The sequence below is a fragment of the Mycobacteroides franklinii genome (genome assembly GCF_002013895.1).
GTDB lineage: Bacteria > Actinomycetota > Actinomycetes > Mycobacteriales > Mycobacteriaceae > Mycobacterium > Mycobacterium franklinii.
Window position 1 is genome coordinate 320,878 of sequence record NZ_MAFQ01000006.1, and the last position, 15,556, is coordinate 336,433.

The following is a 15,556-nucleotide window of genomic DNA, read 5'->3' on the forward strand; positions in this document are numbered from 1 at the left end:
GAGTATGGCAACACTTGTCCCAACCCGCTGGGGTGCGATGCAATAGATGTCACAAGGCCAACCAAGCGAGCGTTAGGTAGGTTGGACGCGATGCCGTCGTCCGCACCAGCGCCTGACGGCTACGACACCCGAGCCATATAAGGGACAAAGATGAAGACTGCCGTCACCGGAGCCGCCGGCTTCATTGGTACCAACCTAGTCAATCTCCTGGTGGAGCACGGGCACGAAGTCGTCGCCATCGACCGCGCGGTGCCCAGCGCACCGGAGACCCGCGACGCCGTGACCTGGGTGTCCGGTGACGTTCTCGATCTGACCTCCATGACGAAGGCCCTCGAAGGTGTCGAGGTGGTTTACCACCTGGTGGCCGTCATCACCCTCAAGCACGAGGACGAGCTGTGCTGGCGCATCAATACCGAGGGCGCCCGCACAGTCGCGCAGGCCGCCCTCTCCGTCGGCGTGCGCCGCATGGTGCATTGCAGCTCGATCGACTCCTACTCCAACAGCGTGGCGACTCTCGATGAGACCTCGCCGCGCTCGACGGGTGCCGACCTGCCTGTCTATCAGCGCTCCAAGTGGGGTGGCGAGGTAGCTGTGCGCGAGGTCATCGAGTCCGGCCTGGACGCCGTCATCGGCAACCCCACCGGTGTCTACGGCCCGGTTGATCTGGCCGCCCCCGCACCGCTGTCGCGCATCAACCAGCTGCTGTTCGACAGCGCCCGTGGGCGGCTACCGGCAATGGTCGCCAGCCAGTACGACCTGGTCGATGCTCGCGATGTCGCGCTCGGCCTGTACCTGGCGGGCGAGAAGGGACGCACCGGCGAGAACTATCTGCTCGGCGGGCACATGGGCAGCCTGTTGCACGTGTGTCGTCTGGCCGCACAGCATGTCGGCAAGCGCGGTCCGCTGTTCGCGCTGCCCATGGGTCTGCTCAACGCCGCGATTCCGGTCATCGAACCGATCGGCAAGCTACTGAAGAACGATGCGCTGAGTCGCGCCGCATTCAACAAGCTGACCGTGTCACCCACTGCGAACATCACCAAGGCACGCACCGAGCTGGGCTATGACCCGCGGTCCACCGAGACCACGGTCAACGAATTCGTAGACTTTCTCGTCAGCTCGGGCCGGCTCTAGATACCGACCATCGCGGCGCTGTCACTCCACAGCTCGTCGGCAGCCTTTTCGTCCCGCGCCAGAGGCGCGGGATCCGGAAAGGTCAGCTGTCCCTTCACCAGTGACGCGTACAGGCGGCCGGCGGGCGGTTTCACCGCACCAATCGACAAATCCGCCAACGCCTTTCCCGCGGTTTCGATTCGGCCGGGATAGAACGCGGGTCGCACCGTCGAGACCAGGCGCAGGATCGGCCGGAATGCCCCGGTGATCACGCGCCCCGACAGCGACGCTCCTGCCAGGTTGGTCCCCAGGGTCAGGCCGGGGTTGTAGGCCACCACGTCGATCCGCCGGCGCGCGACCTCATCCGACGCGGCGAAGGATTGCGCGGTCAACAGATTGCACAGCTTTGACGACGCATAGGCCCGAAGTCCTGCGGAGTGTCCGCCCGTCTCGGGGTGGGCAAGCAACGCCGGGTCCAGCGAGCGTGGCGCGAACGGGATGATCGCCGGGTCATGGGTGTCGCTCGTGGTGATCACCAGACGACCTCCGTCGGCAAGGCTGGGCAGGAGCAGCCGCGCCATAAGGTAATGCGCCAGGTGGTTGACCGCGAAGGTCGTCTCGAAACCATCGACGGTCCGATGGTTGGTGTCGCGGAACTGGATTCCCGCATTGAGTACCAACACATCAATAGGAACGTTGCCAAGCTCCCGCTTGGTCTCCTCCGCGAACTCCCTGACGCTGTCCAACGAGGCCAGGTCCAGCGGCAGCACCTGGGCGCCGGGGACATCTCGACCAGCTCCTCGCGCACCCACGATCAGGCGCGTATTGGGGCGTTCAGCAAGGAGTTTGGCGGCATACGCGCCAAGTCCGGCGGTTGCACCGGTCATGACGATGGTGGATTCGGTCACGATAACCTTCCGCGAGGTTTAGGATGGTGGGTAACGTACCAACAGTAATATTATCAATTGTTAAGATTGGCTATGTCAAGCACAACAGCACGAGAACTACTCTTCACCCTGCTCAAGGTGTCGAAGGCGGCCACGCAATGGACCAAGTCGAACATCCCCACCAATGGCGGCATGACCGTGCCGCGTGCGGCGGTGCTTGTCGGCCTGTCCACCCGCACCGAGCCCGCCGGAATGAGCGAGCTCGGCGAATATCTCGGCATGTCCCCGCGGAACATGACGGTGCTGATTGACGGCCTGGAGAAGGAAAACCTGGTCCGCAGGGTGCCCCATGAACGGGACCGAAGGATTACCTGCGTCGAAATCACGGACGCAGGAAAGGAAATCACCAAGGTGGAGCTCGGCCCCTCGGAGCTGGTGTCTGCCGCGCTTTTCGACGACCTCCCTGCCAGGGAACAGGCCGAGCTCCTACGTCTACTCACCAAGGTGGCAGAATCCTTGCGCGCACGCGGGATTGACATACCGCATTACCGCGGTAGTTGAAACTGGCAATAATCTATACCAAGATCACCTCTCGAATCTTGATTCAGGAGGTGACGTGGAGCTGCTGTCCATCCCGCCGCATTGGGGTGCCCTGGCGACGGAATTGGCGCAGCGGCAAGGCATGGACGCGGCCAAAATGCTGATGGATGCGCAGGTTTCGCCACGGTTCCTTGCTGGTGAACCCGTGGCGATCAGCCCCGAACAGGTTCGCGTCGTTACCTGCGAAGTTCTGGCCCGTACGGGTGACCTGTCCTTCGGCACCAGCCCGGCGCCCGTCCCACCCGAGACCCTGCAGGTCCTGATGTTCAGCCTCGCGACGTCGGAGACCACCGGTGCGGCTTTTGCCCGCTGGGCGGCGTTCCGCGACGCGATGCCCTTGGTACCGAGCATGACGGCGGTCAGATCTGGTGACTTCGCCACCGTGGCACTGGAGGCCTCAACGCTCACGTTGCCCGACGCCACGTTCACGGTGTGGGCTCTGGCCCTCGTCGTCCGCATCTGGAGTTGGTTGACCATGCGGTCGATCCGGGTGGAGCGAATTCTTCTCCCCCAGGCACGGCCGGACGGGCGGGCGGATCACAGCAACGTGTTCAAGGCGCCGATCGAGTTCGGTAATGACTCGGCCGCGATAATTCTGGACGCCAAGCTCCTCGATGTTCCGATTCTTCGCACCGAAGAGGAGATCACCTCCCTTTTGGAACGCCCGGAGCAGATCTGGTTCGACGTGCACGGCTATCACCAGCAGTTGCCCAACCGTGTGGAAAGAATCATCGGATCAAGCATTGGGCAGGGGATTCCCTCCGTGAGCGATATCGCGAGTGCACTGAACATGGCACCGTCGGCGCTCCAGCGTTCGCTTCGCAGCGAGTTCGGCACCTCCATCCGGCAGATCCGGGACTCGACGCTGCATGCGGAGGCCATCAGAAGTCTTGCCGGCGGATCGGAATCGCTCAATGACCTATCGCTTCGTCTCGGCTTTTCGGAGTTGAGCGCATTCACTCGCGCCTTCCGGCGGTGGACGGGCGCAACGCCGGCTCAATATCGAGACAGCGCACGTTCGGTCAAGTAATTCGCCCAATTCGGTCATCGCACGTTCACCCTCAATCACATAGCCTCGGGCCAACAACACCTGAGGGGGGAAGTTTGCTATCGGCTGAACGGCGCTTTCAGTTCCCCCGCAGCCTCGAGGAAATCTCTTCTGTAGCCGACTTTGAGCTGCCCTCAGCGGACGACATAGAACCGGGTAATCACGCACCCCGCGTCTTCGCCGACACAGCTCGTCGACTCGATGCGCTCGCCGTCGGCGATACATTCACCACACAGATCGGAATCGCCGGTCTGATGACGCCGATCGAATGGGTGATCGTCGAAATAACCCACACGGCAAGACTTCTCGCCGCCCGCCGGGGTCGCTACCAGGTTGCGTCGCACAGACTGCAGGGCGCCAGCGCCACCGTCGTGCTCAACGTCTACGAAAAGGCGTCTTCGGTCGTCGCGGAGCTTTTCGTGCTGATCGACGAAGTTATCTTGACCGGGGAACTTCAGCGGTCCTTCATGACGGCGCTCGAGGGCATGATCGACACACAAGTGGAGCTCATCAAGGCGGGCTTCCCGCGACTGCGGGACGTGGTGGTCGACGAGAAGTACCCGCCGCAGGGGACCGACCGCTAGCGCGTCTGGACGGATTCGGAACTGTCGCTGGAGGTCTCCCGGACGGTGGCCGCAAGCATGTTTTCGACGACATTCTTGCCGAGCGCCGCTTCCTTGGGCAGCTCGATCGGGTAGTTGCCGTCAAAGCACGCGCAGCACAACCTCGACCGGGGTTCCGTGGTGGCCGCCACCATTCCTTCCGCCGAGATATAGCCAAGGCTGTCGGCACCGATCGCGGTACGCACACCGTCGAGCATCTCGTCGTCGGACTCCACCGCGTTGGCGATAAGTTCTGCGGGAGAAGCAAAGTCGATGCCGTAGAAGCATGGCCAGCGCACCGGTGGCGAAGCGATGCGCACGTGCACCTCGGCCGCCCCGGCCTCGCGCAGCATCCGCACCAACGCGCGCTGGGTATTGCCACGGACGATCGAATCGTCCACCACCACGAGGCGCTTGCCACGGATGACCTCACGAAGAGGGTTGAGTTTCAAGCGGATACCGAGCTGACGGATGGTCTGTGACGGCTGAATGAAGGTGCGGCCCACGTAGGCGTTCTTCATCAGTCCCTGTCCGTACGGGATGCCCGAGCCCTGTGCGTACCCGACGGCGGCCGGGATGCCGGACTCGGGAACACCGATCACCAGGTCGGCATCCACCGAATGTTCGGCGGCAAGCCGGCGACCGATCTCCACGCGGGTGGAATGCACGGAGCGCCCGTCCAGCATGCTGTCGGGCCGGGCCAGGTACACATACTCGAAGACGCAGGTCTTGGGAGTGGCATTGGCGAACCGGCTGGAGCGCACCCCGTCGGCGTCGATGGCAAGCAACTCGCCGGGCTCGATATCCCGAACGAACGAGGCACCCACGATGTCCAGGGCCGCGGTCTCCGAGGCGACTACCCAACCGGTGTCGAGACGGCCCAGGCACAACGGCCGTACCCCGTGCGGATCGCGTGCCGCGTAGAGCGTGTTCTCATCGGCGAAAACCAAGCAAAAGGCGCCGCGAACGGTGGGCAGCAGCGCCATCGCGGCCTGCTCGATGGTGGCGTCGGCAGCGCCGTGCGCCAACAACGCGCCCATGATGTCCGAATCGGTGGTGGCCATGCCCGGGGCCTTCGAGTTGATCAAACCGGCGTCGCGCGCACGCTCGGTGAGCTCGGCGGTGTTGACCAGGTTCCCGTTGTGTCCCAACGCGATTCCGGTACCGGCAGCGGTCGTCCGGAATACCGGCTGGGCGTTCTCCCAGGTGACCGAGCCGGTGGTGGAGTAGCGGCAGTGCCCGACAGCCACGTGCCCCCGCATGGCCGCCAGAGTCTGCTCGTCGAAAACCTGGCTGACCAGGCCTAAATCCTTGAACACCACGATCTGCGAGCCATCTGCGACGGCAATGCCCGCGGCTTCCTGGCCACGATGCTGCAGCGCGTACAGGCCGTAATAGGTGAGTTTTGCTACCTCTTCGCCGGGCGCCCAGACTCCGAACACACCACATTCTTCGCGAGGGTCATTTTCCAGCTCGATCGGCTGTGCGGTCACGGTGCGGCTCCCTGGCTGCGTCCTGCGTGGGCTTGGGTGACTGCTCCAGTCTACGGGGAAGGTTGCTGATCGTGGAATCGGCCGGGCCGGTCGCATCGGTACCATCACAAAAGTGACCCAGGCCACTACATCATGGCGCCCGCTGACACGCGTCGCATTCCGGTTCTGCGTCGTCTACTTCGGCCTCTTCTGTCTGCTGTTGACGCAGATCCCCTTCGCATTGCTGGGTGTTGTGGGCCGGGTGATCGGTGGCCAGTTCGCCCTGTCGGCGATGTCGCTCCTGAACCCGATCACGGGCTGGGTGGGCCGAACCCTCTTCGGTGTAGACGCCGTCCTGCACGAGGACTCTGGGAGCGGGGACCAGGCCGCCATCTGGGTGCTGGTGTTCTGCATTCTGGTCGTCGCGATTGTGTCCACGGCGGTGTGGACGGCGCTCGGTCGCCGCCCTGCCTATCCGCGGCTGCTGGCCTGGTTCGCGCTGTTTCTACGGATGTGTCTGGGCGGGCAGATGCTCTTCTACGGATTCGCCAAACTCATCCCCACTCAAATGCCGGGACCGACACTGGCTCAGCTGCTGCAGCCGTACGGCACCCTCAGCCCGGCCTCGGTGCTGTGGCTACAGGTGGGCAGCTCTCACCCCTATGAGATGGCGTTGGGCGCGGTGGAGGTCATCGCCGGCCTACTGCTGTTCGTGCCGCGAACGGCGGTGCTGGGATCGGTGCTGAGCCTGGCGAGCATGGCCCAGGTCTTCCTGATGAACATGACGTTCGACGTTCCCGTCAAACTCTTGTCATTACACCTATTACTGCTGAGCCTGGTCCTGCTCACCCCCTACCTGGGACGGCTCCTGAATGTCTTTGTGCGACAACGTGCGAGCGAACCCTTGACGCAACCACCGCTGTTCACCGACAACCGCAGAAATCGTGTCGCGGCCTGGGGCCAGGTGGCCATCGGCATCTGGGTGGCGCTGGGTGGCGTCTACGACGGGTGGGCGACCTGGCATGAGTACGGAGGCGGCAGTCCCAAGTCCGAGCTGTACGGCATCTGGTCGGTGCAGGCATTCTTCGTCGACGGAACGTACGTCCCACCATTGGCTACCGATGGGAATCGCTGGCAAACAATCATTTTCGACAAGCCCGGGACGGCGACATACCAGCACATGAACGGCAACCTTGTGATAGCGCTCGCAGAGTTCCACGATGGCCACCTGCTGCTCATGAACACCTCGGACACCTCCGGCGGAAAGATCGGCGGGAAAGCGCCTTTCGCCGACCTGACCTATAGCCAGCCGAACGTCGACTCACTGATGCTGGGCGGAATGATGTACCACGCGCCCGTAACGATCATGCTGAAACGGGTGGATCCGAACAGCTTGCCGCTGCGCAGCCGAGGATTCCACTGGGTGCAGGAGTATCCGTTCTTTCGCTAGCCGAGCGGCACCAGCGGCAGCCATTCGGCGATCTCGGCGGCACGCGATCCGGACACGGTGACGGCACGATCGGCGACCGCCTGCTCCAAGGTCAGCAGCCCCGTCGCAAGCAATAGCCAGGTACGCGGGGTGGTCTCCACCACATTGGACGGAGTTCCCCGGGTATGCCGCGGACCCGAAATACATTGCACCGCAACGAACGGCGGCACCCGCACCTCCACGGACGCGCCGGGCGCATCGGCCGCGAGGGTTCGCGCGGTGAACCGGACGGCGTCCGCCAGGGCACCACGCGCCGGCTCCGGCGCCTGCTTGTCACGCAACCATTCGGCCACCGCAAGCACGGCAGCCCGGGTCGAGGCGGCATCCGGTGCGCGAGCTGGCATGTCCGCCAGCCTATCTGGCCGGGTCCGGGGCCCTATGCCCCGTCGCAGATTCCCGAGTCTCGAATGGTGTTGCCGTAGACGGTCGCCGTCGCGATGTTTGCGTTGATCACCCCGGATGGCAACTGCTGCTTGATCTTGTCGCTGATCTGGGTGAACTGGAACCACAGGTGATAGAACGAGTCACCGTTGTAGAGCGGCGAATACTGGCTCTGATCCGGGTAGTTGGTGATGTACAGCGCATGCACCCGCGGATCCAGGAACGCCGCCGATTGATCCAGGTTGGCGGTCACCACATTGCCAACGGTGTCCGAACCCGAGGCCGCCCAGACGTCGTGGTGATCACGCAGATAGTTCTGGAATCCATACACCGAACCCATCAGGGTGTCGTACTGCGCGTTGAACCACTGGCAGGAATCCCGCAGTGCGGTGAACTGCTCATCGTTCGCCCGGTTCTGCCACATGTTGTAGGGGAATACCGAGGTGTCCGGCGCCCAGTCCGATGGGTGCGGCACGAATACAGGCAACGAGGCGCCCTGCCCGGCATCAGCACCCGCGGGTGCGGCCAGTGCTAGTCCGGCGGCGATGGTCATTCCTGCCAGCGCTGCACCGGCTCTGTTCATCCACTTCGAGGCCATCTGTGCAGTATTCCGTCGAATGTCCACTTTTGGTATCAGTTGCTCGCACTTTCTCGCCCTAGTCGACATTCGGCCGAGCCAGGCACAGGGTTGCCACCGCACCGGCCTCGTTGAGCGCCAGGTGAGCCAGCATAGGCGCGGCCATGCTGCCCGATCGCTCGCGCAGCCAGCCCAACAGCCCACCGAACAACCCGGTGACCAGCACCGTCGCCACGATGGGGTCTCCCACGGCGCGCGCGGGCCGAACATGAGCCAGCCCGAAGGCCGCCGCCTGCACCACACCACCCAGCCTGCCCCCGAAGGCTTCGACGGCGATCGGCTGCAGCACCCCACGGAACGCGAGCTCTTCGGACCACACCGTGCCCACCGGAATGTGCAATCCGAGCCACGCCGCGGGATGAAGCCCGATATCGCGCTCTCGCATCGAGGCGCGCACCGGCTTCAGCGCGGGTGAGGCACCGACGGCGACAGCGATGGTCGATGCGACGACACCACCGAGACGCAGACCCGCCCTCAGTTGGGGCCGCCGAAGCCCGAGAGGGGTGCCGGCCGCCACCGCCAGCGCGGTGCTCGCGCCCGCCCCGATCAGGGGACGCCAGCGCTGCGGGACCCGCGCCAGTGCTGCCGGCCACCCCACCAGCGCGACAGACAGAGCAAGTGCCCGGACGCGAGAGGTCACGTGTCGGGGCCGTCGAGCGACGCGGTGTCGTCGAGTGCCTTCCGGATGCGTTCGGTGTCCTGCGGGGTCCAACCGTCCGGCGGAGCGATCGCGGCCCAGCCGTTGACCGATGAGATGCCGTAGTTGTGGCCGTGCCCGTCGGGCACTCCGACAGCGTTGGCCAGATCGGCGGCCACCTGCCAGAAGGTGACTATGGGATACCAGCGCATGGCGACCGACCGGTCCCCCACCGGCGCCTCCTTGAGCCAATCCGGTTGGCTGAACAGCAGATCGGTGGACCACCAGGTCACCGGGTCCGACGGATGCTGCACGAACAGCACTCGGGGCTTCTGCCACGGCGGTTTGGCAAGGGCGTCGATATCGGGGCCTATCGCGAAACGCGCGGTGAATCCGCTGTCGTACACCGGCAGCGCTTCCAACGTGCCCCGGTCACGCTTGGACACCAGCTCGTTCCAGATATGACTGAAGTTCGGCGGACCGGTCCACAACACACCGTCGACACCGGCGGCGCGGATGTCACCGAGACCATCGAATGCGCCTTGCCCCGCAAAAGATCCCAAGCTTTCGCCGTAGATGAGCAGCTTGGGGCGATGCCCCTCGGGTTGCTGAGCCCAGCGCTTCTGGACGGTATCGACCAACAGCTTGCCCGAAGCCAGGGCCTTCTCTTTGTCGGCGAGGAATGAGATCCAGCTGGGCAGGAACGAGTACTGGGTGGCCACGATCGCGGTATCGCCGTTGTACATGAGCTCGATACCGCGGGCGGCAGCGGGCGTTACCCAGCCGGTGCCGGTGGTCGGCACGATCACCAATACCTTGCGCTCGAATGCCTTGGTGCGCTCCAATTCCCGCACCAGGATGTCAGCCCGGCCCTCGGCGGTATCGGCAGTCTCCAGGCCCGCGTACACCCGGATGGGCTCCTTGGCCGGGCGGCCGTTCACCCTGGAGAGCACATCGGCGTGCAAACCGCCGGAGACGAAGTTGCGGCCCTCGTATCCGAGGCTCTCCCAGGAGGACAGCGATGCCGGACTGCCGGAACGCTCGGGTTGGATCGGCTGTTTGACTCCGGCGCGTGTGGTGTCGTTGTGCGGACCGAACGAGGCGTTGGCGGCGGAGAAGAATCCGCGGACCAATACGCCGTTGAACAACATGATCGCCAGCACCGCAACGATGGCGGTACCGATGAGCAGCGATACTTCCTGGCTCAGATGCAGACGGCGGATGAGGAACCGGGCCAGCAACCGAACCAGGTCGCGCAGTATCCGGGATACCGAAATAAACAGTGCACCAACGGCAATCGAGACGAGAAAGGCCTTTGAGTACTCCATCGTCGTCGGCCCGTGGGTGTCCATGAGGGCCGCGATCTGGCGCTGCCACCGAGCAGCGGGCACGATCATCGCCAGCGAGCACACCGCCCCAAGGACCACCACTCCGAGCTTTACGGTCATCATCACTCGGTCGCGTAGCGGCCACCATTTCTGGTGGCCGAGCCAAAAACGCAGCACCAGTTTGGAGAGAGCGACACCGATGCCGTAGCCGATGGCCGCGGTGGCGCCACCGATAAGCCCCTGGAACAGCCAGGTGCGGGGCATCAGCGACGGCGTCAGCGACAGACAGAAGAACAAGGCCCCGAAGGCGATTCCGCAGAAATCCAGCCGCAGCAGATTCCATGCCCAGGCCACCAAGGGGTGCCGGTGCTCGAGTTGCTCCTCCAGTTCCTGGAATGCCAGCCAACTGCGGCCGATCCAATCATCGGGATCGACGGTGCTCGTTGTAACCGGGACTCCAGGAGTCTCGCTCATCCGAACAATCCGGGCAGCACGCCCTCGTGAACCTCACGTAGCTCGGCCAGCGTAATCGAGAATTGTCCCTGCACCTCAACGGAATCCGAACCCTGATCGACGACGCCGATACGCACGGCGGGAAGTTGCCGCGCCTCACACATCGACATGAATCTGCTCTCTTCGGTACGCGGGACGGCGACCAGCACGCGCCCAGCGGATTCGGAGAACAGCGCCACGAACGGATCGGCTCCTTCCGGAAGCAGGATCCGGCAACCAGTTTCACCGGCCAGCGCCGACTCGATGACGGCTTGGATGAGCCCGCCCTCGGACAAGTCGTGCGCGGCGGACACCAGCCCGTCCCGCGAGGCGGCGGTGAGAACCTGGGCCAGCAGCTGCTCACGGGCCAGATCGACCTTCGGCGGTGTGCCACCGAGATGATCGTGGGCCACCTGCGCCCAAATGGAGCCGTCGAACTCGTCGGCGGTGTCACCCAGCAGAATCAGCGTTTCCCCGGGCTCGGTCCCGAATCCCGTCGGGATGCGCCGATTTACATCGTCGATCACACCCAACACGCCGACCACCGGAGTGGGCAGAATGGGGGTGGTACCGGTCTGGTTGTAGAAGCTGACGTTGCCACCGGTGACCGGAATGCCCAGCGTCACACAGCCATCGGCGAGGCCGCGGACCGCTTCGGAGAACTGCCACATGACGCCCGGATCCTCCGGGGAGCCGAAGTTCAGACAGTTGGTCACCGCGACCGGAGTCGCGCCGGAGGCCGCCACATTGCGGTACGCCTCGGCGAGCGCCAGCTGCGCACCGCGGTATGGATCCAGCACCGTGTACCGACCGGAAGCGTCGGTGGCCAAAGCGATTCCACGCCCGGTCTGCTCATCCACCCGGATCACGCCGGAGTCGGCGTGCTCGGCGAGCACGGTGTTGCCGCGCACGTATCGGTCGTACTGCTCGGTGATGAACGCGCGGCTGCACAGGTGCGGGCTGCCGATCATGTCCAGCAGCGTCTGTCGCAGCTCGGCAGCGGTGGCCGGACGCGCCAATCCCGCTGTGCTGTCGGCGATCAACGCATCCTGGGTGTCGGGGCGAGCCACCGGACGCTGATAGACGGGGCCTTCGTGCGCGACGGTCCGCGGCGGCACGTCGACGACAGTCTCTCCGTGCCAGGTGATCCGTAGCCGGTCGCCCTCGGTGACCTCACCGATGACGGTGGCCAATACATCCCACTTGCGGCAGACCGCCATGAAGGCGTCGACGTTCTCCGGAGTCACCACGGCGCACATGCGCTCCTGGGACTCGCTGGAGAGCACCTCGGCCGGTGTCATACCGGTCGCCCGCAGCGGCACCTTGTCCAAGTCGATATGCATGCCACCATCACCGGCTGAGGCAAGTTCTGATGTCGCGCAGGACAGTCCGGCACCACCGAGGTCCTGAATGCCGACCACCAGATGCGCCGCATACAGCTCCAGGCAGCATTCGATGAGCACCTTCTCGGTGAACGGATCACCCACCTGCACGCTGGGCAGCTTCTTACGGGAGGCGCCGTCGGCCTCGTCCCCACCGAACGTCTCCGAGGCCAAAACCGAAACCCCACCGATGCCGTCGAGCCCGGTGCGTGCCCCGAACAGGATGATCTTGTTGCCGGCGCCGGAAGCGAAGGCCAAATGCAGATCTTCCTTGCGCAGCACCCCGGCGCACAGCGCGTTCACCAACGGGTTGCCGGCATACGAGGCGTCGAACACCGTCTCGCCGCCGATGTTCGGCAGACCCAGCGAGTTTCCGTAGCCGCCGATACCGCGCACCACGCCATCGAACACGCGACGGGTGTCGGGGGCATCGGCCGCACCGAAACGCAGCTGATCCATGACTGCGATCGGGCGGGCACCCATGGCCATGATGTCGCGCACGATGCCGCCCACGCCCGTCGCGGCGCCCTGATAGGGCTCGACATACGACGGGTGGTTATGCGACTCGACCTTGAAGGTGACCGCCCATCCGTCGCCGATGTCCACGACGCCGGCGTTCTCCCCGATACCGGCCAGCATTGCCGAGCGCATCTCCTCAGTGGTGGTCTCCCCGAAGTAGCGCAGGTGCACCTTGGAGGACTTGTAGGAGCAGTGCTCGCTCCACATCACCGAGTACATGGCCAGCTCGGCGTCGGTGGGGCGGCGACCGAGGATCTCGCGAATGCGCGCGTACTCGTCGTCCTTGAGCCCTAGTTCAGCGAATGGCTGCGGGTGATCGGGGGTGGATGCTGCGTTATCGACCGAGTCAACCCGTGAAGTCACGACAAGATTCTATATGTGGTCGGTGCAGGCCTGGACAAACGCTCCTGGCGCGCATACTGAACGCTGTGAAATGGGGGCGCCGAGGTATCTGGACCGTAGTTGCCGTCGCCGTGGCTCTGCTGGGGACGGGATGCGCGCCGCAACGCACTGAAGAGTCGCAGCAGATCTCCACGCAGATCCGCGCACTTCCCGGCGTCACCGAGACCACCCACGACTACTTCAATGTCTTCACCAAGGGCCAGCGGTTCGGCCTGACGGTCTCGGTAGTTCCCGACGTGACCGCCGACCAGCTGTCGGCCATCTGGGAGCTGTTCACCAAGCGAGTACGCGAGGTCGGCTTCAGTCAGCACGATGTGACGCTTACTGTCGTGGCGCCCTGCACAACCCAAGACACCTCGTCGAGCTGCAGCAAGGTCACCTCAGCCATCGACGCGGGCGCCAAACGTCAACCCGCGCCGCCCTTCGCCGATTGGGTCCGGTTGCGGCAATCGCCCAACGTCGGGAGCGCCGACATAACCACCGCCTACTCCGGTCCCGCGCCCCGCGTCACAGTGGAGGTCGCGATCAAGGGCAGTCAACCGGGCAGACCTACCGATTATCGGGACATCACGACGGCCTTCCATCAGATCGCCGGTGACTTTGCCGCCTTATCCGACGCCGCGTGGCGGGTAGGACCTGTCGTCGGCGCATACCCGGCTCTCAGCACCGAGCAGGGCTTTCCCGATATCAGCGCGGTCGCACTGTGGGAACGGCTCAACGCGGTCGCTCCGACCTCCGCGAGGTTTACCGCGCGCTCTGCCCACAAGGATCAAAAGGACGTCCAGTACTCCACGGCGCGGCACTATCTGAACACCACGTACGCGGAGGTGCCGACAGCGACCGAAGCGCAGCTGCGAGGCATAGCGCTTGCGCAACTGGAGCTGCTGAAGCAGTTCGGCCAGCCCGGTATCTACGAATTACACGGCAACAAGACCAGTGTCACTGTGTGGCTGGGCGGTTGCATGGGGGAAATGCCTCCCTCACTGCGCAGTTCAGCAGTCGAGGCGGAGATGCGCGCCACATATGAGACCTGCCCGCGCTAGCCGATCAGCACCTTCAGCAATTCGCGCCGGCGCAGGATCATTGCCGCCCAGATCAACAATCCGAAGCCGATGGCGAAGATGACCGGGAACCACGCTTCCTCGTGCATGTCGATCGTGACCGCACCACCCAGGTATGCCGTCAACCCGATCGCGCCGAGGACCGCGGTGCGCGGGATGGCCCACACGATGGTGCATCCCAGCAGCACCCAGCCGATCAGCGCTGTCTGATAAGCCGGGAAGCCCAGCGCCTCCGTCGCGGTGCGCGCGAACTGCGCTCCGAAGATCTTCGGCACGGCATCGGCCAACAGGAACAGCACGATGATCGCTGTCAACGCGAGACCAATCTTTTCCGGTGGTGTCCGGGTGGCGAATGCGGCCTGAATATTCGCCACAACACTCTTGGTCTCGGCCATCATGGGTCCCTTCTCGATCGATCCCCTAACAGTATTGATGCCGACTGACAAGGACACCGAGACTCACCGGGACGGCATACTCCACCAATGAGAATGTTCGGCCAGGGCGGCGGCGCGCTTGGCGTTCTGGTGCTCAGCGTCGCATCCTTGGTCGCCGGCTGCGATTTCACCGGCTCGCGGACCGCCGACCGAATCGATGAAACGTTGCGATCGCTTGCGGGGGTGTCGTCGGTGTCACACACCATCAGCCACAGCGGCGGCCCCGCACCGGCCAGTGCCACCTTCGACGTCTACGTCCGCGGCGAAGCGTCCGCCGATCAGCTCTCCGCACTGACGCGCGTCTTCACCGGCCAGATCCACGATTCCCGCACGTTCCGCTCCTGGGCGGCGACCCTCAACGTAAGACGCTGGCCGGAGGGCAATCACCTGTTTTCCACGATGTATGTCGAACTGCGGCCCTCGGCTGCTACCCCGGAGCCGCCGTGGCAGGACTGGCTGAAACTTTCCCGGGGCGAATACGGCCACCAGATCACCGGGCGGGTGTGGCCGTCCGACTACGACCGACCCGCCGGCGCCAGCCTCAATGTCACGTTGTTCGACGGCAAGGATCGACGGCCGGACGATATCGGCGCCACCGAATTCGCCACGGCAGTGCGCAGGCTCGGCACCGACTTCCCCGGCTCCACCAGCGACTGGGTAATCACCAACTCCTTGATCTACGCCAACGATCCACCCAGCATCCGATCCGGCCACGGTCTGCCGACCGCGGCGCAGCTGGACTTGTGGGAGGCCCTGGACACCATCGCGCCCGTCGACGGCGACTTCAATCGGGGCCCGCTACCAGGCAACCGTGACCAGCCTGACCGCAACAGCATCCAGCTCACCAAGCTGACCGGCCGGAACATGGATCACGTTGCGGAAGAACAGCTTCAGCTGATCAAGAAGTCAGGAACGGCAACCGTGTACACGATCGACCACGCCCAGATCACGGTCCGTCCCGGACGCTGCTCCACGGGCGTGTGGGAGCCGCAGCCCAGTACTGCCCCCGATGTGGCCCTGCAAGGCGAGCTGCGCGCCCAATTCGAAACCTGTCCGCGCTAACTCTCGTAGGCTC

The 15,556-nt window shown here is 64.4% G+C and carries 14 protein-coding genes and 1 pseudogene; 7 read left to right on the plus strand and 8 right to left on the minus strand.

The genetic code is table 11. The features are described 5' to 3' along the window. Positions 1–150 precede the first annotated feature (150 nt). Positions 151–1,131, plus strand: a complete 981-nt coding sequence (locus tag B4393_RS11375) for an NAD-dependent epimerase/dehydratase family protein (protein WP_078334232.1) — start codon at positions 151–153, stop codon at positions 1,129–1,131. Here B4393_RS11375 and B4393_RS11380 read toward each other — a convergent pair. After that, positions 1,128–2,018, minus strand: coding sequence for an SDR family NAD(P)-dependent oxidoreductase (locus tag B4393_RS11380; protein ID WP_078334233.1), 891 nt, complete (start codon positions 2,016–2,018; stop codon positions 1,128–1,130). The genes B4393_RS11375 and B4393_RS11380 overlap by 4 nt on opposite strands. Before the next feature lie 72 nt (positions 2,019–2,090). Between B4393_RS11380 and B4393_RS11385 the strand changes: the two genes are divergently transcribed. From B4393_RS11385 to B4393_RS11395, 3 genes are all read left to right on the plus strand, one after another. Next, positions 2,091–2,558 carry a MarR family winged helix-turn-helix transcriptional regulator gene (locus B4393_RS11385; protein ID WP_078334234.1) on the plus strand — a complete coding sequence of 156 codons (468 nt, stop codon included), beginning with the start codon at positions 2,091–2,093 and terminating at the stop codon, positions 2,556–2,558. A gap of 55 nt (positions 2,559–2,613) precedes the next feature. Beyond that, positions 2,614–3,627 carry an AraC family transcriptional regulator gene (locus B4393_RS11390; protein WP_078334235.1) on the plus strand — a complete coding sequence of 338 codons (1,014 nt, stop codon included), beginning with the start codon at positions 2,614–2,616 and terminating at the stop codon, positions 3,625–3,627. A gap of 74 nt (positions 3,628–3,701) precedes the next feature. Further along, positions 3,702–4,229 carry a hypothetical protein gene (locus tag B4393_RS11395; protein ID WP_078334236.1) on the plus strand — a complete coding sequence of 176 codons (528 nt, stop codon included), beginning with the start codon at positions 3,702–3,704 and terminating at the stop codon, positions 4,227–4,229. Here the strand turns inward: B4393_RS11395 and purF are convergent. After that, complete coding sequence (purF, locus tag B4393_RS11400; RefSeq protein ID WP_078334237.1) at positions 4,226–5,740, minus strand: amidophosphoribosyltransferase; 1,515 nt, start codon at positions 5,738–5,740, stop codon at positions 4,226–4,228. The two genes, B4393_RS11395 and purF, sit on opposite strands and share 4 nt — an antisense overlap. Positions 5,741–5,852: 112 nt before the next feature. Here purF and B4393_RS11405 point away from each other — a divergent pair, with 112 nt between their 5' ends. Next, positions 5,853–7,169, plus strand: a complete 1,317-nt coding sequence (locus tag B4393_RS11405) for a DoxX family protein (RefSeq protein WP_078334238.1) — start codon at positions 5,853–5,855, stop codon at positions 7,167–7,169. Here B4393_RS11405 and B4393_RS11410 read toward each other — a convergent pair. The 5 genes and pseudogenes from B4393_RS11410 to purL form a co-directional block, all read right to left on the minus strand. After that, positions 7,166–7,552: a sterol carrier family protein gene (locus B4393_RS11410; RefSeq protein ID WP_078334239.1), complete on the minus strand. Its 387-nt coding sequence runs from the start codon at positions 7,550–7,552 to the stop codon at positions 7,166–7,168. The genes B4393_RS11405 and B4393_RS11410 overlap by 4 nt on opposite strands. Positions 7,553–7,584: 32 nt before the next feature. Next, a complete protein-coding gene (locus tag B4393_RS11415; RefSeq protein WP_078334240.1) occupies positions 7,585–8,187 on the minus strand; it encodes a hypothetical protein in 603 nt (200 codons plus the stop codon). A gap of 35 nt (positions 8,188–8,222) precedes the next feature. Continuing rightward, positions 8,223–8,866, minus strand: a pseudogene (locus B4393_RS11420) (Rv0804 family intramembrane glutamic endopeptidase). Then, positions 8,863–10,665 carry an alpha/beta hydrolase gene (locus B4393_RS11425; protein ID WP_078334242.1) on the minus strand — a complete coding sequence of 601 codons (1,803 nt, stop codon included), beginning with the start codon at positions 10,663–10,665 and terminating at the stop codon, positions 8,863–8,865. Before B4393_RS11425 ends, B4393_RS11420 begins: the two are co-directional and overlap by 4 nt. Continuing rightward, positions 10,662–12,947, minus strand: coding sequence for a phosphoribosylformylglycinamidine synthase subunit PurL (purL, locus tag B4393_RS11430; protein WP_078334243.1), 2,286 nt, complete (start codon positions 12,945–12,947; stop codon positions 10,662–10,664). Before purL ends, B4393_RS11425 begins: the two co-directional genes overlap by 4 nt. Before the next feature lie 65 nt (positions 12,948–13,012). On the opposite strand from purL, the gene B4393_RS11435 reads away from it, so the two are divergent. Continuing rightward, positions 13,013–14,029: a hypothetical protein gene (locus tag B4393_RS11435; protein WP_078334244.1), complete on the plus strand. Its 1,017-nt coding sequence runs from the start codon at positions 13,013–13,015 to the stop codon at positions 14,027–14,029. Here the strand turns inward: B4393_RS11435 and B4393_RS11440 are convergent. Beyond that, positions 14,026–14,445 (minus strand): DoxX family protein, encoded by a 420-nt coding sequence (locus B4393_RS11440; protein WP_070936712.1) that lies wholly within the window; start codon positions 14,443–14,445, stop codon positions 14,026–14,028. The two genes, B4393_RS11435 and B4393_RS11440, sit on opposite strands and share 4 nt — an antisense overlap. Positions 14,446–14,529: 84 nt before the next feature. Here B4393_RS11440 and B4393_RS11445 point away from each other — a divergent pair, with 84 nt between their 5' ends. Further along, positions 14,530–15,543: a hypothetical protein gene (locus B4393_RS11445; protein WP_078334245.1), complete on the plus strand. Its 1,014-nt coding sequence runs from the start codon at positions 14,530–14,532 to the stop codon at positions 15,541–15,543. The last annotated feature ends 13 nt before the right edge of the window (positions 15,544–15,556 follow it).